Genomic DNA, 18,137 nt, shown 5'->3' with positions numbered 1-18,137 from the left:
CCACCGTGTCTACCCCATCCTCGCCACATCCAAAAGGGCACGGGTGCAATCGATTTCAATCAGTGGACCGCGGCGGGTGCGTGGCGAACCATTCGTCGCGACGTCGCTGCTGCTCCTGCTCGGTCTCGGTGCGCAGCTCGCTCGGCATCGGCGGCTTCTTCACCTTGGGCTTCTTCGGCTCCGGCGGCTTGGGCGGCTCGGCCGCCGCTTTCGCTTGCCGCTCAGCGAGATTCGCGTCATACGCCGCACGACGCGCGGCACGCTCGGCAGCGACCTGGTCGCGCTCGGGCTTCTCCGGCGGCGCATACTGCGCCCGCACCCGCTCGACCGAGGCCCAGCGTTCCTCACGGGTGATGTGCGACTCGGCGATCTTGTGCGCCTGCGCTTCCTTCTTCTCCTGCTGCTTCGCGGCGGCCTTCGCCTTCGCCTGCTGGCGTTCGAGACGGTCACGTTCCTTGCGCGAGCGCTGGGCCTTGATGAGCGCGGCGTCGCGGCGCAGCAGTCGCGCCTCCTCGACGGCCGGCGGCAACTGCGGGTCGTATGGCGTCACGGTGGTTCCTGCCTTTCGGTCGTTCGATCCGGTCAACGTGCTCCCGGTGCCGCGCGGGGCGCCGGCGTCGCGGGGACCGACGATGCCGGTCTTGGTGCCGCGGCCCGCGGTGCTGGCCGCACCGCTGACCAGCGCGGCGTGCCCGGCGGCGAGCGACGCCCGGCCGTAACTGGTCGGGTCGCCGGACGCGTCCTTCATCGAGCTGAGTCGCAGGTCGTGCGCCACGTCGAGAGTCGTGGCGGCCTTGAGATCCTGCTTGGCGAAACCGGAGTCGTCCTTCGGCGGCAACAGGATCATCTCCTCGGCCGGCAGGCCGGACTTCAGCTGCCGGGTGCGGATCAGCTCGGCGTCCACCTCCGCGCCGAAGAGCATCGCAATGTTGGTGATCCAGAGCCACAGCATGAACATGATCGCGCCGGCGAACACGCCATACGTCTTCTGGTAGCTCGCGCCCTGGGTGAGCCCGAAGTAGGTGACGAGCGCACCGGAAGCGACCACCCACACCACGAAGCCGATGAGCGCACCCCAGGTGAAGATATCGCGCTTGGTCTTGCGGACGTTCGGGGTGGCCCAGTAGAGCATCCCGATGATGAAGACCACGATCAGCACGACGAACGGCCACTTGGCGATGTCCCAGATCGTCACCAGGTTGCTCGGTATGCCGATCTCGTTCGCGATCGACGTGGCGACGCTGCCGGTCGTGGTCAGCGCGATCATCACCACGATGATCAGGATGACCTCGATGATCGTGACCAGGTAGAGCGCCGGCCGCAGCTTCCAGACCGGGCGGCCTTCGGGGATCTCGTAGATCTTGTTGAGCGCACGGCTGAAGCCGCCGACGTAACCGGAGGCCGACCAGATCGACAGCAGGATGCCGACGACCAGCGCGACGCCGCCGCCGCCCTGGGTGCTGATGTTGTCGATGAAGTCGCGAATCGTGCTGAGCGACTTGTCGTTCGGGTCCTTGCCGGCGATCCCGGCGAGGATCTTGACCAGGCTGTCGGTGGTCTCCTTGCCATTGCCGAACACGTTGATCAGCGACAGCACCGCGATCAGGCCGGGGAAGAGCGACTGCATCGAGTAATAGGTCAGCGCCGCGGCCTTGTCGGTGCACTGATCGCTGGAGAACTTGCTCGCCGCCCGCTTCAGGGCGACGCTCCAGCTCGGTTTGGCGGGTGCGTCCGGGATGTCTTCCTTCGGACGTTCCACTTCTTCGTCATTGAGCAACAGCAGCGACATCGGGATGAGTCCTCGCAGAATCGGGGGCCACGTCTTCTGGCGTCTTCTGGCACTGACTGTGCAACTTAGCGCCCGTCCGCCAAAGAGGCGAGATCCCGCGCGCCGCAGTGCACAATGTCGCCATGAGGTGGAGGGGTGGTCTCACCGCGGCGGGTCTGGTGCTGGGCACGGGCTGCGCCCTTGCCCTGGCGGCGAGCGCGGCCACGGCCGAACCGGTGAGCCCGTCGGCCAGTACGTCGGGTTCGCCGAGTACGTCGACCTCGGTGAGTGCGAGCTCTTCCTCGTCGGTGACGTCGGATCCGTCCACCCGACCGCCGACCCGGCCCACCTACCGTCCGCCGACGCGGCCGACCTACCGTCCGCCGACCATCGGTCCGACGACGATCGCGCCGCCGCCGCTGCAACCGAGCGACCCGGCGGCGACCACCTCAACCAGTGCGGGTGCCGATCGGCCCTACTCGACGTCGTCGGGCTCACCGCAAGCACCGTCATACGCCGGTCCGGAGAGTGCGACCTCGACGGCGGTCACGACGCAGCAGCCGGAGACGACGACCTGGGACACCGGTGCGGCGACGAACAGCCCGGCCAGTTCGGCCGGTTCATCATCCAGCGCGACGGTGTCGTTCAGCACGCCGCCGACCTCGTCGGCGGCAACCGCCCAGCCGGACGGCGGCTCGTCGGACACCACGCGCACCGTCATCGTCGCCGGCTCGGCGGTGGTTGCCCTGCTCGCCGCGGGCGTCGCGCTGCGCGAGATGCGTCGCTGACCGCCTCGATTTCAGATCTGCGACCACTGCCTGCTAAGGTTTTTCCTCGTTGCGCCATTAGCTCAATTGGCAGAGCAGCTGACTCTTAATCAGCGGGTTCGGGGTTCGAGTCCCTGATGGCGCACCACCCTCGAAGAGCCCCGGGTCCCCTTGTGACCTGGGGCTTTTCGCATGCGAGACTGGTGCAGTGCGTGCACTTGCAAAGACGAGTGCCGGTCCCGGTCTGGAGCTGATCGACGCTCCGGAGCCGACTGCCGGCCCGGGTGAAGTCAAGATCAAGGTATGGCGGGCCGGCCTCTGCGGCACCGACCTGCATCTGGAGGGCTGGGACGACTGGGCCGCCTCCACGGTCGAGCCGCCGCTGATCATCGGGCACGAGTTCTTCGGCGAGGTCGTCGAGGTCGGGCCGGGCGTGACCAGCGTCAAGGTCGGTCAGCTCGCGTCCGGCGAAGGGCACGTCGTGTGCAACGAGTGCCGCAACTGCCGCGCGGGACGTCGCCAGCTGTGCATCCGGACCAGCTCCGTCGGTGTCAATCGCGACGGTGCGTTCGCGGATTACGTCGTCATACCTGCCTCCAATGTGTGGGTGCAGCCGGACGACCTGGACCCCGACGTCGGCGCGGTCTTCGACCCGTTCGGCAATGCCACCCACACCGCGTTGTCCTTCCCGATCGCCGGCGAGGACGTGCTGGTCACCGGCGCCGGACCCATCGGGGTGATGGGCGCCGCGATCGCCAAGCACGTCGGTGCCCGCTACGTCGTGGTGACCGACGTGAGCGACTACCGGCTCGACCTGGCCAAGGCCGCCGGTGCCGACCGGGTGGTCAACGTGTCGCGCGAGCGGATCGCGGACGCGCAGCGCGATCTCGGGATGCGCGAGGGCTTCGACATCGCGCTGGAGATGTCCGGCAACCCGTCGGCGGTGCGCGAGGCGATCGACAACATGAATCACGGCGGACGCATCGCGATGCTCGGCCTGCCCGCCGACGAGTTCGCGATCGACTGGGGCCGGGTGATCACCCACATGCTGACGATCAAGGGCATTTACGGCCGGGAGATGTACGACACCTGGTATGCCATGAGTTCGATGCTGCAGTCCTCCCCGGAGCTGGAGCGTGCGGTCGCCTCGGTGATCACCCACCGCTTCCCGGCGGAGCAGTGGCAGGACGCCTTCAACGCCGCACGGTCCGGCGAGGTCGGCAAAGTCGTGATGGATTGGAGCTGACGGATGTACGCCAACAAGGACGCCCTGCAGCAGACGCTGCGCGAGATCGACGACGCCGGGCTCACCAAGCACGAGCGTGAGCTGACGACGCCGCAGTCGGCGCACGTGGCCACCGGTGGTTCCGAGGCGCTCAACTTCTGCGCCAACAACTACCTCGGCCTCGCCGACCACCCCGATGTCCTCGACGCGGCGCGAAACGCGTTAGACGAGTGGGGATTCGGCATGGCGAGCGTGCGCTTCATCTGCGGCACGCAGACGCAGCACCGCGACCTCGAGCGCGCACTGGCCGCCTTCCTGTCGACGGACGACGCGATCCTCTACTCCTCCTGCTTCGACGCCAACGGCGGCATCTTCGAGGTGCTCTTCGGCCCGGAGGACGCGATCATCTCCGACGAGCTCAACCACGCGTCGCTGATCGACGGCATCCGGTTGTCCAAGGCCAAGCGATTCCGTTACAAGAACGCCGACATGGCCGATCTCCGCGCGCAGCTGCAGGCGGCGAAGGACGCCGGCGCGCGGCATACGGTGATCGTGACCGACGGGGTCTTCTCGATGGACGGTTACTACGCGCCGTTGGCCGAGATCTGTGACCTGGCAGAGGAATTCGGCGCCCTGGTGATGGTCGACGACTCCCACGCGGTGGGCTTCGTCGGCGACGGCGGCCGCGGCACACCGGAGTTCACCGGCACGATGGACCGGGTCGACATCATCACCGGCACGCTCGGCAAGGCGCTCGGCGGGGCCTCCGGCGGCTACGTCGCGGCGCATCAGGAGATCGTCGACCTGCTCCGCCAGCGGTCGCGCCCCTACCTCTTCTCCAACGCCGTCGCCCCATCGGTCGTCGCAGGGTCACTGAAAGCCCTTGAGATTGCTGGCAATTCGACGGAGCAGCGCGCGCAGCTGACGGCCAACACCGAGCTGTTCCGGTCACTGATGACCGAGGCCGGCTTCGAGGTGCTGCCGGGCAGCCACCCGATCACGCCGATCATGTTCCCCGGCGAGGACGGTGCCCGGCAGGCGACGCAGATCGCGGACGCGATGCTGCAGCGCGGCGTCTACGTGATCGCCTTCTCCTACCCTGTGGTGCCGCAGGGCAAGGCGCGCATCCGGGTGCAGCTGTCGGCCGCGCACAGCGAGGCCGACGTGCGCGCCTGCGTGCAGGCGTTCGTCGAGGCGCGCGACGAGGTGCTCGCTACGAACCCGCTGCGCGGCGACGAAAATCCCGCTGGTTGAGCGGCGAGCCACGAGCCGCGTATCGAAACCAGCGACTAGAGGTACAACCCGGTCGAGCTGCTGGAGTCGACCCGCTGCGCGGCGACGGCGTGCAAATCGCGCTCGCGCAGCAACACGTAGGTCTTGCTCTGCAGCTCGACCTCGGCACGCTCCTCGGGGTCGAAGAGCACGCGGTCGCCGAGCTGCACCTGCCGCACGTGCTGCCCGACGGCGACGACCTCGGCCCACGCGAGTCGCTTGCCGACCGACGCGGTTGCGGGGATGACGATGCCGCCGCCGGACTTGCGCTCCCCCGACTCGGCGTCCGCGGACACCAGCAGCCGGTCGTGCAGCATCTTGATGGGGAGATTCCCCGACGCGGCTGCGTCAGCCACGGGGGGTCAGCTGCGCGCGCGGCGGATGATGCCGAGCGTCAGCAGGATCGCCGCGACGCCGCCGAGCGCCATACCGAGCTTCTGGGTGTTGAGCTCACCGTCGGGCGTGTGGGTGGCGTCGTTCGCCTTGAGCTTGACGTCCTCGACCGCCCGGTTGACGATCTCCTTCGGCTGCGCGCGGAAGGACAGCTCGTCGATCGTGCCGGCGAGTCGCTCGCGCGTCGCCGCGAGGTCGGCCTCGATCTGCTGGGCGGATCGGGTCGCGGGCTTCGCGGGGGCCTTGTCAGCCATGATGTCTCCTTAGGCGGGTCGCGATTCGCCTGAGACGATAACGCAGGAACCCCCGTTCGTAACCAGGAGGACATGCCATGCCGCGGCTCGAGATCGGTGACACAGCCCCCGCCTTCACCCTGACGTCCGACTCGGGCAAGGGGGTGTCGCTCTCCGACTACGCCGGCAAGCACCTGGTGATCTTCTTCTACCCCGCCGCGATGACGCCCGGCTGCACCAAGGAGGCCTGCGACTTCCGCGACTCACTCGCCACCCTGCAGGGCGCCGGTTACGAGGTCGTCGGCATCTCCCCCGACAAGCCGGAGAAGCTGGCGAAGTTCGTGGAGAAGGAGTCGCTCACCTATCCGCTGCTCGCCGACCCGGACAAGAAGGTGCTCGAGGCCTACGGCGCCTACGGCGAGAAGAAGCTCTACGGCAAGACCGTCGTCGGCGTCATCCGCTCGACGATCGTGGTCGACCCCGAGGGCACGGTCGAGCTCGCCCGCTACAACGTCAAGGCCACCGGCCACGTCGCCTCCTTGAGCAAGGCGCTCCAGCTGGTATGACGCGAGCGTCGCCGAGCCGCTTAGACTCGGTGACTGCGCGCGAGTGGCGGAACAGGCAGACGCGCCAGATTTAGGTTCTGGTGCCTTCGGGTGTGCGGGTTCGAGTCCCGCCTCGCGCACAGCTGACTCGGCGTTCCGTCGCTCTGCACATCGTGCGGTATGGCGCACGATGTGTAGAGCGGTAGCGGCCGGACTCGCCCGGGGAGGTGCAGATCGCGCCGTATACCCCGCGATCTGCACCACCGGGAGCTCTAGTCACTCCCTCAGCCGGCCAGCGCTCGCTCCACGGGCTGGGCGAGTTTGCCCGGCTTGGTGGCCGATCCGTAGCGCGCGAGCACCGAGCCGTCGCGGCCGATCAGGAACTTGGTGAAGTTCCACTTGATCCGGCTGCTGCCGAGCGCGCCCTTCGCCTGGTTGCGCAGCCAGGCGTAGAGCGGGTGCGCGTCGTCGCCGTTGACGTCGACCTTGGCGAACATCGGGAAGGTGACGCCGTAGTTGCGCTCGCAGAAGCCGCCGATCTCGTCAGCGTCACCGGGCTCCTGGTGCCCGAACTGGTTGCACGGGAAGCCGAGCACCACCAGCCCCTGGTCCCGGTAGTCCTGCCACAACTGCTCCAATTCCTTGTATTGCGGGGTGAATCCGCACTTGGAGGCGGTGTTGACGACGAGGACGACCTTGCCGTCATACGCATCGAGAGGTTGCGGCGTGCCGTCGAGCAGGTCGGCGGTGAAGTCGCCCAGCGTGGTCATCTCGGGTCCCGCTCGGCGAAGGTCTCACGCAGTTCGTCCAGCATCGCGTCGATGGCGCCGATGCCGATCGACAGGTGCCCCTCGCCGTCGACCAGGTGCGCGGTCGCGCCCGGGATGTTGCCAGCCAGCCATTGGCCGTGCGCGAACGGCACCATCAGGTCGAGGCTGCCCTGCCAGACGAAGGTCGGCACGGTGATGCTGCTGAGGTCGAAACCCCACGGCCGGGTGAAGGCCAGGTCGTCGTCGGCCCAGCCGTCGACGCCGTTCTTGAGACCCTCGGCGAAGTTGGCCGCGACCTCCGCACCGGTCTCGTCGGTGATGACGGCCCGGTCGACGTCGGGCAGCAGGGTGCTCAGCTCGCCGATGATGTCGTCGGGCGTGGCGTCGGCGAGCTCGGCGCGCATCGGCTCGAGCACTCGGCGCAGCGCGTCCTCGCCCTCGGCAGCAGCATTGAACTCGACGTGGTTGCCCTCCCCCATGCCCTGGAGGAAGGCCAGGTCCGGCTCGTCGTACGGCGCGACACCCGCAATGCTGAGGATGCCGGTGACGCGGTCGGGCAGCAGGGCTCCCGTCGCCAGCGCGTGCGGCCCGCCGCCGGACCATCCGGCGGTCATCGCCTTCTCGACACCCAGGTGGTCGAGTATGGCGGCGGCATCGTCCGCGACATCGGCCACGGACCGGCCCGGGTTGCGCGTCGAATCGCCATACCCCGCACGGGAATACGTCACCAGGCGAATGCCCCGCTCCTTCGCCGACTCGGCCATCGCGGACCGCGGGAGCACCGACCCCGGTGTGCCGTGGTGGAAGAGCAAGACGGGTCCGTCGTCCGCTCCGCTGATCCGGATGTCGAGGTCGCGCCCGTCGGGCAGCTTCATCAGGGTCATGGGGCAAGACTGCCACGGCGGAGGTGAGCCGGCTCGGTAGCGTGCGGGCATGACCTCCGACAGCGCACCCTGCATCGAGTCCGTCGTGTTGCCCGTTCGTCCCGGGCACGAGGCCGGGTTCGAAGCGGCGTTCGCAGACGCTGTGCCGATCATCAAACGGCAGAAGGGTTTTCGCAGCCTTCGCCTGTCGCGTTGCATCGAGCGTCCGAACGAATACCTGCTCCATGTCGAGTGGGACTCACTCGCCGACCACACCGTCGGATTTCGTGAGTCCGACGACTATCAGCGCTGGCGCACGGCCCTGCACCACTTCTACGACCCGGTGCCCTCCGTCGACCACTTCCACGACGTATGGCGGGAGTCGCGCCCGTGACCGCGCCCCTCACCGCGCCCGCCGGCCGAAGCATCGCACCACCTCCTCGACAAGCTGGGCGTTCCCGCTCGCCGGGGTGCCGTCGGGCAGGGTGAGCGTGTCCTCCAGCCCGATGCGCGTCGGCAGCTCTGCCTCGACCGCGAGGTCGATCGCCGGCCAGGTGGAGCGTTCCTCCCCGTGCAGCAGGATCGAGGAGCCCGGGGCGACCCGTCGCACCCCGGTCACGAGTGACTCGGCATGCTGCCGCACTGCGTCGACGTCCCCGATGTCCGGCAGCTCGATCAGCACCCGCAGACACTGACTGCGCAGCGCGGAGCGTTGCCACGCCCGCAGGCCGTCGAGGTGCCAGATCCCGGCTTCGATGCCGACACCGTGCTCCAGCAGGACGGCGGCGACCGCCTCCGCTCCTTGCTCGTGCCAGTTGACGGAGGCGAAGTCGGGCATCGTGCTCCAGGCCGCGATGGCGGCCACTCGGCGGTCCACGTCGGGTGCGATCCATGCCCCCGTCGTCACCCCGACCGGGACGCCCGGACACCTCCGCCGCACTTCCCGCACCCAGTGCGCAACGCAATCCTCGTCCAGGGTGTCCGTGCCGTCGGCGTCCTTGGGGTGCAGGTGCACGCTGCCGGCGCCGGCGTCGACCGCGGCGGCGGCCTCCTCCGCCACCTCGGAGGCATCGGATGACAGCCGCGGATGTTCACTCACGGACCGTGCTCCGTTCACGCAAACCTGCAGGTCCATCAGCCAACCTCCTCGGAGTGCCACGGTGCCCGACCGCCTCGGCACATTCTTGGTGATCTCCGTACGAACTGTTAACCCGCCGGCCCTGCTGCGACCGCTAGTGTGCGACTGGACGGCTGTCTAGTCGCGGCTGTCCAGTCGTTGGCACTCACACCCGAAGGCAGGAAGACATGAAACGCAAAGTCGCAGTCGCAACCGCAGGCGCGGCGGTAGCGGCCCTGGCCACATTTGGTATGGCGGCGCCGCAGGCACACGCCGCAGACACGATGGTCGACGGGGCCGTCACGATGCAGCAGACCGGCGAGATGCAGGGCATCAGCGGTTGGGGCGTCGCCTCGATTGTCAACAACGGCACCACGACCATTCCCGCCGGGACGGTCGTGAAGTACGGCGTGATGAACATGCCCGGCATGCCCAACGAGGTCCACGCCACGATGGTCTCGCCGAAGGGCTCCGGCGAGCTGAGCGTCTTCCCGATCGGACTCAACGGCAACGGCCTGCGCACGCTGAAGCCGCTCGCCCCCGGGCAGTCCTTCTCCTTCAACTGGAGCGTCTACCACTACGCCCCGTGGCACCGGGTGCACGTCGAGGTCTACATCGACAGCTACCCGTCGGGCACGACCGACGTCAACTGGGACAACAACTGGGCGGGCGCGGACAACAACGGCAAGGGCCTGTAACACCAAGTCGTCAGATCCTGCACGTCACACGTCGAGCGGCAGGTCGGTCCGAGCCGGGACCGGCCGCCGCTCGATCGGGTATGACGGGTCGACACTTCCACCCGTGCGCCCCGAGGGCATCCATCGGTGCTGGTCCATCGAGTTTTGTTCACCCGATACCGTCGCATCGTTGAGGAGGGTGGATGGATCTACTCGCACTGCAATATTTCCGCACGGTTGCCCGGCTCGAGCACCTCAGCCGGGCCGCCGACGAGCTGCGCGTCGCCCAGCCGTCGCTGAGCCGGACGATCGCAAGGCTCGAGGACGAGCTGGGCATGCCGCTGTTCACCCGGCAGGGTCGCGTCCGTCTGAACGAGAACGGTCGGGTGTTCCTGCGACACGTCGAACGTGCGCTGAGCGAGCTGGATGACGGACGCCGCGCCTTGGACGACCTCAAGGGCGGTGCCGGCGGAGAGGTCGTGGTCGCAGCCGAGTCGCTGCTCACCCTCACCGGCGTACTCACCACCTTTCGTCGTGCCAAACCCGGCATTAGAGTGCGCCTGCAGCAGGCGGCTGCCGGAGAAATGCGCCGCCAATTGCGTTCCGGGGAAATAGATTTCGGCATCGCATCCCAATCCGTGAATGCCGAAGATCTCGAGTCGGTCGAGTTGGTGCGGGAGGAGGTGCTCCTCGCCATGCCACAGTCACACCCGCGTGCCCAGCAGGACGCGATACCCGTTGCTGACCTCACCACCGAGGACTGGGTGACGACGCGCCGTGGGCATTGGCAGCGGGAGTTGCTGGAGCGCCTCTTCGCCGATGCCGGCGCCCAGCCGATCATCGCGTGCGAGTCCAACGAACCGGGCGTCTCCCAAGACCTCATCAGCGCTGGTCTGGGCATCGGCCTGATTCCGGCCATGTCCCAGCGGGCCGGCACTCACGCGCCGGTGGCGTGGGCCCACATCGACTCGCCCGGCGCCCAGCGCACCCTGCGGCTCATGTGGCGCAGAGACCGCGAGCTTCCCGCGCCCGCAGTTGCTTTCCGGGAAGTCGTCACCAGCCGACCGTTCATGAACCACCGTGCGCAAGAGTCACGGAGGCGCGGTCGGCACGCTACCTGAGCCGCAGGGCCAGCGCGGCGTTGTCCGCAGGAAGGCGCTTGTCCTCGAGGATTTCCAACCCGCAGTCCTCGGCCAGCCGTTGATACTCCCGGATCGATCGCTGACGTCCCCCGTTGACGACGTGGAGGTGGAGGTCCCAAAGCGTCGCCAGTGGCGCGGAGCCGTCATCCCTGGTGAGCCGCTCCACTATCCACAGTCTCGATCGGCAGCCCATTGCGACCTTGATGTTGGTGAGTATCCGCTCGCACTCTTCGTCGCTCCAGTCGCCGAGCACGCGTGACAAGACGTAGATGTCCGCATCCTTGGGCAACCGTCCCCTGAACAGGTCGACGGACATCGTGGTCACTCGCTCGGTCAAGCCGGCATCGGCAAAGGCACCATCGGCGATCGCGAGCATGTGTGGCAAGTCGGTGAGCACACCACGGGCATGCGGACGGGCCTGCAGCACCTGGGTGAGCAACGCGCCGCTTCCGCCCGCAATGTCCACGACCACGCCGTGAACGGGCACCTCCATCGCGTCAGCCAGCAGATCAAAGTAGAAACTTGTCGCCGCCAATGCGCTCTGGAACCGTTTAGCGACAGGTGGATTCGCCGCGAGATACGGGATCAGCTCGGTGCCGTAGGTAGCCTCGAATCCGGTTGCGGAGGAGCCGAAGGCCACTGGAGCGTTGCCCCACGCGCTGTGGAATTCGTCACCGTAGAGCAGGCATGCGTCACGCATGCTCCCCGGCCCATCGACCATGTGGACACCCAACGGCCCGAGCGCGTAGGTCGCGCCGGCGTCGGTCGTGCCGTCCGGCCTGTCCGGAATCCTCGCGGCGATGCCTATCGAGTCCAGTCCGCGCATCAGCCGATACATAAGGTTCTGCGGGACGGCGGTGCGTGTACTCAGCTCGGCGACCGTGAGATCAGCACCAGCGAGGAGATCTGGTATGCCCAGCTCGACCCCGACGCGCGCGAGCTGCGCGCGCCATCCGCCCGTCAAGAGTTCGATCACGGACGTCTCCGTCCGGCCCGACCCGGTCATGCTTCCGGTATCCAATCGCGCCGGATCTGTGGGGTCGCGATGCGCAATGCTCGCATGTGTTCCAACGGGTTGGTGTACTCACGCGTCGACACGATCAGGCCGTCCCCGAACTCGAAGCGGTGCACGAAGCTGTTGCGATAGTGACCCCAGGGGTAGCCAGGAAACTGGATCGTCCCCTCCCCTGTGCATTCAACCCACGCCGTGCGGCGTTTGTCATCGAGATGGATCTCGACATCGCCCCACCGCCAGTCGGGCAGCACTTGGATGGACAGCTCGTTGTGCTTACGCAGGTTGTCGCGGCCACGAACCGTAATCGGTCTGCCACGATCGGTGAACCACAACGATGCGGCACCGTTCTCGTCATAAAGCTGGTAGCGGTTCAGGCGCGCCTCGTGGCTGACGTCGAGGTAAGCGTCAATCAATGCGAGTCCGGGTTTCAATGTCACTCTCCTCTGCCGATTTACGGTTGAAGCCGGTTCCAGGACCAGCCGGCCGATGCCGGTGTCCGGGTGTAGCGCAGCCGCTCGTGCAGGCGGTCTGTGCCGTTCGCCCAGAACTCGATCGCCGATATGACGAACTCGTATGCCGTGTACCGCGCGGGCCGAGGCAGGGGTGCTCCGGTGGCCAACTGGGCTGCACGAGAACGCAGTTCAGCGGGATCTGCCAGCGTCGCGCTTTGCTCGGATGCGACCGTCATCGCGTGGGTGAAGACGGGCCGCTTCTCCCAGAGTCGATCGGACGATGCTTCGTCGAGAGCGATCATTCGTCCCTCGAACTGCAATTGCTGGCTCGTTTCACGCCAGTAGAGCAGACCGCTCGCGCGCTCGTTCGACCTGAGATCGTGGGCCTTGCGGCTCGTTGAGTGGGTGGCGATAACCAGACCCACGTTGGTCACCGCACCAACCACGACGGTGCGGCTGGATGGCTGGCCGGTGGCGTCGACCGTCGCAAGCGCGAGAGCCAATGGTTCTCGGACTCCAAGCTCGGCGGCCTCCTCGATCCATTTGTGCAGCAACGGCATTGGATCGGGCGGCGGCGAGTGATACTCGGGGAAATCGGCCGGCCGAGCAGCCGTCATCGACTCGGATCGGTGTTGCTCGGCAAGGTCAGACATGCATTCGACCTTCCGCGCATAGGATGCCGTGGCCCCAGACCTGGACCGCCCGGGCTCCACCGTCGTGGTCTTGCGAAACACACGCGTACATATCCGACGGCCTCCCCATCTCGACGCCCTGGGTGATGCGTAGCGGTGTGCCGAGTGTGGCCGCTCCATGGCGCGCGAGGTGTATGGCGATCGGGCCGGCGGCCGAGCCGGTCGCGGCGTCCTCGACCACACCGTAGGCCGGCGAAAACATTCGGTTTCGCCACTGCGTCCCGGAGCCGGCGAAACAGTTCACAGCCATGTCTTCGAAGGCGCCGAGCGCGCGATGATCGGGCCGCAGACTCGCCAACTCAGCGATACTGGCCAGACCGACGAGCACGTGCCGCGGTCCGTTGTGGTAAATCTCCAACGGCATGGTGGCCTCACGCACGCCGAGGGCGACCAACAGATCCTCCGACCGGTCGAACGTCTTCACGGTCGGGGTGGGTTGCGTCATACGCGCACAGCTGTCGTCGTCCGACAGGCGCACCGGTACTCGCCCCATCTGGGTATGCAGTCCGAGCTCGCCGCCCTCGGCTTCCGCTGCGAGCGCAAGCGCCGTGCCGAGCAAAGGGTGGCCTGCGAATGCGAGTTCGTTGACCGGGGTGAAGATCCTTACCGAGAACTCTCCACGTTGTGGCCGACGAGTCACGAAAGTGGTCTCTGAGAGGTTCATTTCCCGAGCGACGCGTTGCATCAGCCCCGGACTCATCCCGTCTGCATCGTCGAAGACTGCCACCGGATTGCCGTGCAGCCTGGTCTTCGTGAAACAGTCGACAGTCACATAGCGTCTCATCAATCCGCCTCCGCTCGGACCGGTGACGTCGCCAAGACATGATCAATCTCCCGAGCCAGGAGATCCGGCCCGTTCATCGTCAGCACGGACTCCGGGTGGAACTGCATCGACGATAGGCCGGCCGCCCGCATGGCATGTACCTCGCCCGTCGCAGGATCACAGGCAATCTCCAGGTCGGCCGGTGGCGGCTGATCTCCCGCCAACACTGCTGCAAAGGAGTTGTAGAAGCCAACCCGCTCGCGCGCACCGAAAAGATCGATCTCTTGTTGCACACCTTGGTTCGGCGTCTCCTTGCGCCGAACCGAGACGCCCATCCTGGCCGACAAGATCTGATGGCTGAGGCAGATCGCGAGCATGGGCTGCTTCGCACTCAACGCCCGGTCCGCAAGGAACCCGAGGACCTGATTCTTCGGTAGTGACAGGTCGGTCGGGTCACCAGGACCGGGGCCGAGAATGAGCAAATCAGAGTCATGGTCGAGACCGTGGACTTCGTTGACGCGTAACGTGCGCACCTCGATCCCGATCGCGTCCAGCTGGGCCTCAAGCATCGCGGTGAACGAATCCTCCGCGTCAACCAACAGGCCACGGCAGCGCCGCTGCATCGGCCGCGTTGGCCGTGCGCCGGCCCAGAACTGAGACAGATGGGAGTTACGTTGCGCAAGGGCGCGCTGCACAGATTCGGTATGCAGGTCCGGAACCTCTGCAGTTCTCGTGAAGGAGGCCAGGAGTGTCGCGACCTTGGTGTGTGTCTCCGCAACCTCGGTCCTGGGATCCGAACCACTCACGAGTGTGGCTCCGACACCCAAGCGGACCCCACCCTCCGAGTCAATCTCACAGGTGCGGATAAGGATTGCGGAATCCAGTGCCGCCGTCCCGTCGTCATCGGAGTCAATCCATGCGGCTACCCCGCTGTAGTACCCCCGAGGAGACGGCTCGTGCCGAGCAATTACCCGGCAAGCGTTCTCCAACGGCGCACCAGTGACGGTCGGGGCAAGCAGTGTCTCGCGGAGCACAACCCGTGGATCCTTGTCGCACCTGCCCTCGATTCGGTACTCGGTGTGAGCGAGACGCGCCATGGTGCGCAAGAACGGCCCGGTGACCGTCGGCGATTCCGAGCAGATCTCGGCCATCATCTTGAGTTCCTCGTCCACGACCATGAAGAGCTCACTCGTCTCCTTCTGATCGCGAAGAAATCGCAGGACGCCCAGCTCGCTCGGACCCGTCACCGGATATCGGTACGTGCCGCTGATCGGCGTCATTGCTGCGATGCCGCCTCGCAGACTCACGTGCAACTCCGGGCTCGCGCCGACGAGGGTGCGACCTCCTGCGTGCACGAGAAACGTCCAGTGCGCCGATACCTCGTTCGCCAGCAGTCGGCGCAACACGCTCGGAGCGGCGTTCGCGTCGGGCCGGGCGAGGCGCGCCTCATACTGTCGTGCGAGCACGAAGTTCGCTCCGTCACCGGCACTGATCACGTCCTGTTTGACGGTGTTCACCATGTCGGCGTACTCATCGTCGGACTGGTCGAACGCTCCGCCCACGAGTTCGGTGTCGACATCAGGCAGGTCTTCAAGTGCTTCACTCAGCGAAATGTGCTCGTGGGAAAATGATCGGATGGCAAGGAGTGGGGTGCCGTCGTCCTCGCAGGTAAACCCTCGCTCAGAAACCTGCCGAAAAGGAACGACAGCGATCGTCGGCCCCATGTCACCGTCGGGTAGTTCATCGATGGTGCGGGGATAAGCCACATCGCCCACATGCACACTGACCTTCTTGTCTTCACCGCGGGCGATGATGGCGAAGGCAGGTGGCGGCGATTTAAGGATCTGCTGCAAGAGACTCATGCGACCACCTCGGTGCTCATAACGATCTGAGCACACCGACGGCCCGCATAGTCCAGAGCCCACTGATGCTCCTGCTCAGAGAAATCGGCGACGGCATCCGCGACGATGAAGGTCTGTACGTCGTTTGTGAATGCGTCGAGAGCCGTCGCCAGAATGCCGACATGTGCATACACGCCGCACAAAATCAACTGGTCCCGTCCGGACTCCCGCATGCACTGCAGCAGATCCGACCTGTGGAACGCGCTGTATCGCCATTTCGTGAAATGCCAGTCACTTGGATGAGGAGTAAGCTCTGCCACAATCTGACGCTGATCGGCCGAGGCCTTCATTCCCGGCCCCCAAAAATCGTTCAGCAGGCCGCGCTCACTGCTCGTCATATCGCCCGGCTGTGCAGAAAACGCCACCATCGCCCCTCGCTCACGGAGCGCTTGACTGACCGCGGCAATGTTGCCCACGAGGTCCGCTCGCATGCGTTCGGGGAATGGCTCCACGAAGTACCGCTGCATATCGTGGACAAGGACGACGGCGCGCTCCGGCGAAACGGTCCAACCCAATGCCACCGGCACCGTCGGTCTTCGGGCAGGCAGCCGATAGCTGTCGATGACTGGCAACCCAGTCGCCCCGCTCGCTGTGGCGTTCACCGCACACCCCGCGCCCACGCCGAGGCAATGCGAGTCGCCTGCTCAGGGTTCAACCGCGGGTCGCACAGAGTGCGGTACGTGCCCGGCTCAGCAGGGCCGTCCACAAGGTCACATTCAGTGACAGCGTCGGGCGTAGCCTCCAAGTGGAGTCCTCCGGGATGCACCCCGGCATTGCGGACTATTCGGACAAAATTCTCCGCTTCCGAGACGATGTCCCGTGCCATTCGCGTTTTTCGGCCCGCGACCGTGATGGTGTTCCCGTGCATCGGATCGCACATCCAGATCACCGGATGTCCGGCATCGCGAACCGCACCGACCAGACTGGGTAGCCCCTCACCGATTCGGCCCGCACCCATCCGCGAGATCAGCGTCAGCCGGCCGGGCAGCCGGTGCGGATCGAGCAAGCGGCAAAGCTCGCGAATCTCCGGAACCCCAACATCTGGCCCGATCTTGACGGCGACCGGATTAATGATGCGACTCATGAGTTCCAGGTGTGGACCATTCAGGTTCCGGGTGCGAGCACCCACCCACGGCCAATGGGTCGACGCGAGAAAGAGCCGGCCGTAGTCGTCCGTCCGGACCATTGGCAGCTCGTAGTCCAAGAGGAGCGCCTCGTGTGAGGTCCACGTCCTGGCCATGCTCCTGGCACCACGGGTGGACGTCAGCCAGCCCAAGTGGCGCATGACGTCCGAAGCCACGAGATAGCCGGTCAACATCCGCATCGGGTCGGGGCGCCGGTCGGACTCCGTCGGCTGCTGGGAGTTGACCATCTCACCGCGGTACGCCGTGAGTTCGACACCGTCCACCAGTTCAGTCGCACGCGATCGAGGCTTGGAGAACTGACCTGCGATCCGGCCCACTTTGACCACTGGGCAACCCAACTCAGCACCGAGGATCCCGGCGAGCGAACTGATCAACGCGACCTTGCGGCCCACTGAGATCGGATCCGTCTCCTCGGGGTGCTCTGCGCAGTCGCCGGCTTGGATGACGACCGCCTCCCCACCGGCCACCGCCGCCAGTCGCGTGCGCAACTCGATGACATGCTCGGGCCGAACCAACGCCGGGCGTCCGCGCAGCGCGGCACGGACCGCGTCGACCCGATCTGGATCGGGCCATTGCGGTTGCTGGAGCGCGGCTGCCATCCGCTCTTCGATCGACGCGAGCGGCCCGGTTCTTTCACGCGGCATGAGGTTCGTCGTCATAGCGGAATTCCCTCCCTGGAGATTTGCGGAACGTCGATTTCCAGAGCAGCCATCTGCCTCAGGGGATTCATGAACTCGCGATTGCGAAGAATTTTCCCGTCTGCAAGCTCAAATGAATGCATGAAGTGATTTTCGTAGAAACCCGTTGGATATCCATCGAAATCGATTGTTCCACGCCCGTCGCATTCCACCCAGAAACGGTTGGGGTCGTGGGTTGCAAAAATCTCGATGTTGTACCACTCCCAGTCCGGAAAACAGCGCAGCGACCATTTCGCGTGCTCTGCGAGCCGCTCCCGGCCCTTCGTAACAATTGGCTCGTTCTTGTCCGAGGTCCACAGACCGCCCTCCCCGTCCTCCGCGAACAGCTCATGCCGACGGAGCCGAGCCTGCCCAGTGCAGACCATGTACGTCTCAACCGTCGCCTGGTTCTTGCGTCGCAGATCCACGTCGCTTGCGAACACTTCCGGATCCGGCTTGCGCAGAATCTTGTCTTCCGACATCTCGTCTTCCCCTTACTCACATCTGCTTGCACCACCGAGGGGCCGCGCCGCACTTCCGCCAGCCCCGGTCGATCGACCAGGTGAAAGCCTGTGGGTCGCCTGGAAGTCGCCACAAGACCCGCTGGATGAAGCCGTGGGAAACCACCACGACAGGCACTGTTCACATACCACAATCCGGCGCCCGCGAGTCGCTGAATCCTTTTCAATACCAACGCTTTTCGCGACATATCCCGATGTT

The 18,137-nt window shown here is 66.0% G+C and carries 21 protein-coding genes and 2 tRNA genes; 9 read left to right on the top strand and 14 right to left on the bottom strand.

What is annotated here, in order from left to right; genetic code table 11:
* Positions 1-55 precede the first annotated feature (55 nt).
* The gene (locus tag HJ588_RS09055; protein WP_171154164.1) at positions 56-1,789 is read right to left on the bottom strand and encodes a YihY/virulence factor BrkB family protein; all 1,734 of its coding nucleotides are present in this window, start codon (positions 1,787-1,789) and stop codon (positions 56-58) included.
* 122 nt (positions 1,790-1,911) lie between these two features.
* On the opposite strand from HJ588_RS09055, the gene HJ588_RS09050 reads away from it, so the two are divergent.
* The 4 genes from HJ588_RS09050 (at position 1,912) to HJ588_RS09035 (ending at position 5,014) form a co-directional block, all read left to right on the top strand.
* Positions 1,912-2,556 (top strand): hypothetical protein, encoded by a 645-nt coding sequence (locus tag HJ588_RS09050; protein WP_171154161.1) that lies wholly within the window; start codon positions 1,912-1,914, stop codon positions 2,554-2,556.
* Between the two features lie 51 nt (positions 2,557-2,607).
* A tRNA-Lys gene (locus HJ588_RS09045) sits at positions 2,608-2,683 on the top strand.
* A 60-nt stretch (positions 2,684-2,743) separates the two neighbouring features.
* Positions 2,744-3,781: an L-threonine 3-dehydrogenase gene (gene tdh / locus HJ588_RS09040; RefSeq protein ID WP_171154158.1), complete on the top strand. Its 1,038-nt coding sequence runs from the start codon at positions 2,744-2,746 to the stop codon at positions 3,779-3,781.
* 3 nt (positions 3,782-3,784) lie between these two features.
* On the top strand, positions 3,785-5,014 hold the full coding sequence (locus tag HJ588_RS09035) for a glycine C-acetyltransferase (RefSeq protein WP_171154156.1): 1,230 nt from the start codon (positions 3,785-3,787) through the stop codon (positions 5,012-5,014).
* Between the two features lie 35 nt (positions 5,015-5,049).
* On the opposite strand, the gene HJ588_RS09030 is transcribed toward HJ588_RS09035, so the two are convergent.
* Both HJ588_RS09030 and HJ588_RS09025 read right to left on the bottom strand, forming a co-directional pair.
* Complete coding sequence (locus HJ588_RS09030; protein WP_171155569.1) at positions 5,050-5,349, bottom strand: GroES family chaperonin; 300 nt, start codon at positions 5,347-5,349, stop codon at positions 5,050-5,052.
* Between the two features lie 45 nt (positions 5,350-5,394).
* Positions 5,395-5,679, bottom strand: coding sequence for a DUF3618 domain-containing protein (locus HJ588_RS09025; protein WP_171154154.1), 285 nt, complete (start codon positions 5,677-5,679; stop codon positions 5,395-5,397).
* A gap of 77 nt (positions 5,680-5,756) precedes the next feature.
* Here HJ588_RS09025 and bcp point away from each other — a divergent pair, with 77 nt between their 5' ends.
* Together bcp and HJ588_RS09015 are read left to right on the top strand one after the other, a co-directional pair.
* On the top strand, positions 5,757-6,224 hold the full coding sequence (gene bcp, locus HJ588_RS09020) for a thioredoxin-dependent thiol peroxidase (RefSeq protein ID WP_171154152.1): 468 nt from the start codon (positions 5,757-5,759) through the stop codon (positions 6,222-6,224).
* 37 nt (positions 6,225-6,261) lie between these two features.
* A tRNA-Leu gene (locus tag HJ588_RS09015) sits at positions 6,262-6,343 on the top strand.
* Between the two features lie 144 nt (positions 6,344-6,487).
* On the opposite strand, the gene HJ588_RS09010 is transcribed toward HJ588_RS09015, so the two are convergent.
* Both HJ588_RS09010 and HJ588_RS09005 read right to left on the bottom strand, forming a co-directional pair.
* Positions 6,488-6,973: a glutathione peroxidase gene (locus tag HJ588_RS09010; protein ID WP_171154150.1), complete on the bottom strand. Its 486-nt coding sequence runs from the start codon at positions 6,971-6,973 to the stop codon at positions 6,488-6,490.
* On the bottom strand, positions 6,970-7,857 hold the full coding sequence (locus HJ588_RS09005) for an alpha/beta fold hydrolase (RefSeq protein ID WP_171154148.1): 888 nt from the start codon (positions 7,855-7,857) through the stop codon (positions 6,970-6,972). The genes HJ588_RS09010 and HJ588_RS09005 overlap by 4 nt, the downstream gene beginning before the upstream one ends.
* Positions 7,858-7,906: 49 nt before the next feature.
* Here HJ588_RS09005 and HJ588_RS09000 point away from each other — a divergent pair, with 49 nt between their 5' ends.
* Positions 7,907-8,230: an antibiotic biosynthesis monooxygenase family protein gene (locus tag HJ588_RS09000; RefSeq protein WP_171154146.1), complete on the top strand. Its 324-nt coding sequence runs from the start codon at positions 7,907-7,909 to the stop codon at positions 8,228-8,230.
* A 9-nt stretch (positions 8,231-8,239) separates the two neighbouring features.
* On the opposite strand, the gene HJ588_RS08995 is transcribed toward HJ588_RS09000, so the two are convergent.
* The gene (locus HJ588_RS08995; protein ID WP_171154143.1) at positions 8,240-8,971 is read right to left on the bottom strand and encodes a 3-keto-5-aminohexanoate cleavage protein; all 732 of its coding nucleotides are present in this window, start codon (positions 8,969-8,971) and stop codon (positions 8,240-8,242) included.
* Positions 8,972-9,141: 170 nt separating this feature from the next.
* Here HJ588_RS08995 and HJ588_RS08990 point away from each other — a divergent pair, with 170 nt between their 5' ends.
* Together HJ588_RS08990 and HJ588_RS08985 are read left to right on the top strand one after the other, a co-directional pair.
* Complete coding sequence (locus tag HJ588_RS08990; RefSeq protein WP_171154140.1) at positions 9,142-9,651, top strand: hypothetical protein; 510 nt, start codon at positions 9,142-9,144, stop codon at positions 9,649-9,651.
* Between the two features lie 182 nt (positions 9,652-9,833).
* Positions 9,834-10,751, top strand: coding sequence for a LysR family transcriptional regulator (locus HJ588_RS08985; RefSeq protein ID WP_171154138.1), 918 nt, complete (start codon positions 9,834-9,836; stop codon positions 10,749-10,751).
* On the opposite strand, the gene HJ588_RS08980 is transcribed toward HJ588_RS08985, so the two are convergent.
* The 8 genes from HJ588_RS08980 to HJ588_RS08945 are packed head-to-tail and all read right to left on the bottom strand — an operon-like array spanning position 10,744 to position 17,899.
* Positions 10,744-11,748 (bottom strand): methyltransferase, encoded by a 1,005-nt coding sequence (locus tag HJ588_RS08980; protein WP_171154135.1) that lies wholly within the window; start codon positions 11,746-11,748, stop codon positions 10,744-10,746. The two genes, HJ588_RS08985 and HJ588_RS08980, sit on opposite strands and share 8 nt — an antisense overlap.
* Before the next feature lie 26 nt (positions 11,749-11,774).
* Positions 11,775-12,218, bottom strand: coding sequence for a PhzA/PhzB family protein (locus HJ588_RS08975; RefSeq protein ID WP_212755359.1), 444 nt, complete (start codon positions 12,216-12,218; stop codon positions 11,775-11,777).
* Positions 12,219-12,238: 20 nt separating this feature from the next.
* Positions 12,239-12,892 carry a phenazine biosynthesis FMN-dependent oxidase PhzG gene (gene phzG, locus HJ588_RS08970; RefSeq protein ID WP_171154133.1) on the bottom strand — a complete coding sequence of 218 codons (654 nt, stop codon included), beginning with the start codon at positions 12,890-12,892 and terminating at the stop codon, positions 12,239-12,241.
* On the bottom strand, positions 12,885-13,715 hold the full coding sequence (locus HJ588_RS08965) for a PhzF family phenazine biosynthesis protein (RefSeq protein WP_171154131.1): 831 nt from the start codon (positions 13,713-13,715) through the stop codon (positions 12,885-12,887). The genes phzG and HJ588_RS08965 overlap by 8 nt, the downstream gene beginning before the upstream one ends.
* Positions 13,715-15,556 carry an anthranilate synthase family protein gene (locus HJ588_RS08960; RefSeq protein ID WP_171154129.1) on the bottom strand — a complete coding sequence of 614 codons (1,842 nt, stop codon included), beginning with the start codon at positions 15,554-15,556 and terminating at the stop codon, positions 13,715-13,717. The genes HJ588_RS08965 and HJ588_RS08960 overlap by 1 nt, the downstream gene beginning before the upstream one ends.
* On the bottom strand, positions 15,553-16,197 hold the full coding sequence (locus HJ588_RS08955) for an isochorismatase family protein (protein WP_171154126.1): 645 nt from the start codon (positions 16,195-16,197) through the stop codon (positions 15,553-15,555). The genes HJ588_RS08960 and HJ588_RS08955 overlap by 4 nt, the downstream gene beginning before the upstream one ends.
* A complete protein-coding gene (locus tag HJ588_RS08950; RefSeq protein ID WP_212755357.1) occupies positions 16,194-17,399 on the bottom strand; it encodes a 3-deoxy-7-phosphoheptulonate synthase in 1,206 nt (401 codons plus the stop codon). Before HJ588_RS08950 ends, HJ588_RS08955 begins: the two co-directional genes overlap by 4 nt.
* Complete coding sequence (locus HJ588_RS08945; RefSeq protein WP_171154124.1) at positions 17,396-17,899, bottom strand: PhzA/PhzB family protein; 504 nt, start codon at positions 17,897-17,899, stop codon at positions 17,396-17,398. The genes HJ588_RS08950 and HJ588_RS08945 overlap by 4 nt, the downstream gene beginning before the upstream one ends.
* Between the last annotated feature and the right edge of the window lie 238 nt (positions 17,900-18,137).

This window comes from Flexivirga aerilata (genome assembly GCF_013002715.1).
Taxonomy (GTDB): domain Bacteria; phylum Actinomycetota; class Actinomycetes; order Actinomycetales; family Dermatophilaceae; genus Flexivirga; species Flexivirga aerilata.
The sequence above is the reverse complement of the archived record's forward strand: the minus strand, read 5'-3'. Positions and strand labels throughout refer to the sequence as shown.

What these genes read in the sequence shown, in the direction of transcription:
- HJ588_RS08960 (WP_171154129.1), bottom strand. Translation starts at nt 15,556, where the DNA reads ATGAGTCTCTTGCAGCAGATCCTTAAATCGCCGCCACCTGCCTTCGCC.
- HJ588_RS09035 (WP_171154156.1), top strand. Translation starts at nt 3,785, where the DNA reads ATGTACGCCAACAAGGACGCCCTGCAGCAGACGCTGCGCGAGATCGAC.
- HJ588_RS09005 (WP_171154148.1), bottom strand. Translation starts at nt 7,857, where the DNA reads ATGACCCTGATGAAGCTGCCCGACGGGCGCGACCTCGACATCCGGATC.
- HJ588_RS08995 (WP_171154143.1), bottom strand. Translation starts at nt 8,971, where the DNA reads ATGGACCTGCAGGTTTGCGTGAACGGAGCACGGTCCGTGAGTGAACAT.
- HJ588_RS08985 (WP_171154138.1), top strand. Translation starts at nt 9,834, where the DNA reads ATGGATCTACTCGCACTGCAATATTTCCGCACGGTTGCCCGGCTCGAG.
- phzG (WP_171154133.1), bottom strand. Translation starts at nt 12,892, where the DNA reads ATGTCTGACCTTGCCGAGCAACACCGATCCGAGTCGATGACGGCTGCT.
- HJ588_RS08950 (WP_212755357.1), bottom strand. Translation starts at nt 17,399, where the DNA reads ATGACGACGAACCTCATGCCGCGTGAAAGAACCGGGCCGCTCGCGTCG.
- HJ588_RS09000 (WP_171154146.1), top strand. Translation starts at nt 7,907, where the DNA reads ATGACCTCCGACAGCGCACCCTGCATCGAGTCCGTCGTGTTGCCCGTT.
- HJ588_RS08990 (WP_171154140.1), top strand. Translation starts at nt 9,142, where the DNA reads ATGAAACGCAAAGTCGCAGTCGCAACCGCAGGCGCGGCGGTAGCGGCC.
- HJ588_RS09050 (WP_171154161.1), top strand. Translation starts at nt 1,912, where the DNA reads ATGAGGTGGAGGGGTGGTCTCACCGCGGCGGGTCTGGTGCTGGGCACG.
- HJ588_RS08945 (WP_171154124.1), bottom strand. Translation starts at nt 17,899, where the DNA reads ATGTCGGAAGACAAGATTCTGCGCAAGCCGGATCCGGAAGTGTTCGCA.
- HJ588_RS09030 (WP_171155569.1), bottom strand. Translation starts at nt 5,349, where the DNA reads ATGCTGCACGACCGGCTGCTGGTGTCCGCGGACGCCGAGTCGGGGGAG.
- HJ588_RS09010 (WP_171154150.1), bottom strand. Translation starts at nt 6,973, where the DNA reads ATGACCACGCTGGGCGACTTCACCGCCGACCTGCTCGACGGCACGCCG.
- HJ588_RS09055 (WP_171154164.1), bottom strand. Translation starts at nt 1,789, where the DNA reads ATGTCGCTGCTGTTGCTCAATGACGAAGAAGTGGAACGTCCGAAGGAA.
- HJ588_RS09025 (WP_171154154.1), bottom strand. Translation starts at nt 5,679, where the DNA reads ATGGCTGACAAGGCCCCCGCGAAGCCCGCGACCCGATCCGCCCAGCAG.
- bcp (WP_171154152.1), top strand. Translation starts at nt 5,757, where the DNA reads ATGCCGCGGCTCGAGATCGGTGACACAGCCCCCGCCTTCACCCTGACG.
- HJ588_RS08965 (WP_171154131.1), bottom strand. Translation starts at nt 13,715, where the DNA reads ATGAGACGCTATGTGACTGTCGACTGTTTCACGAAGACCAGGCTGCAC.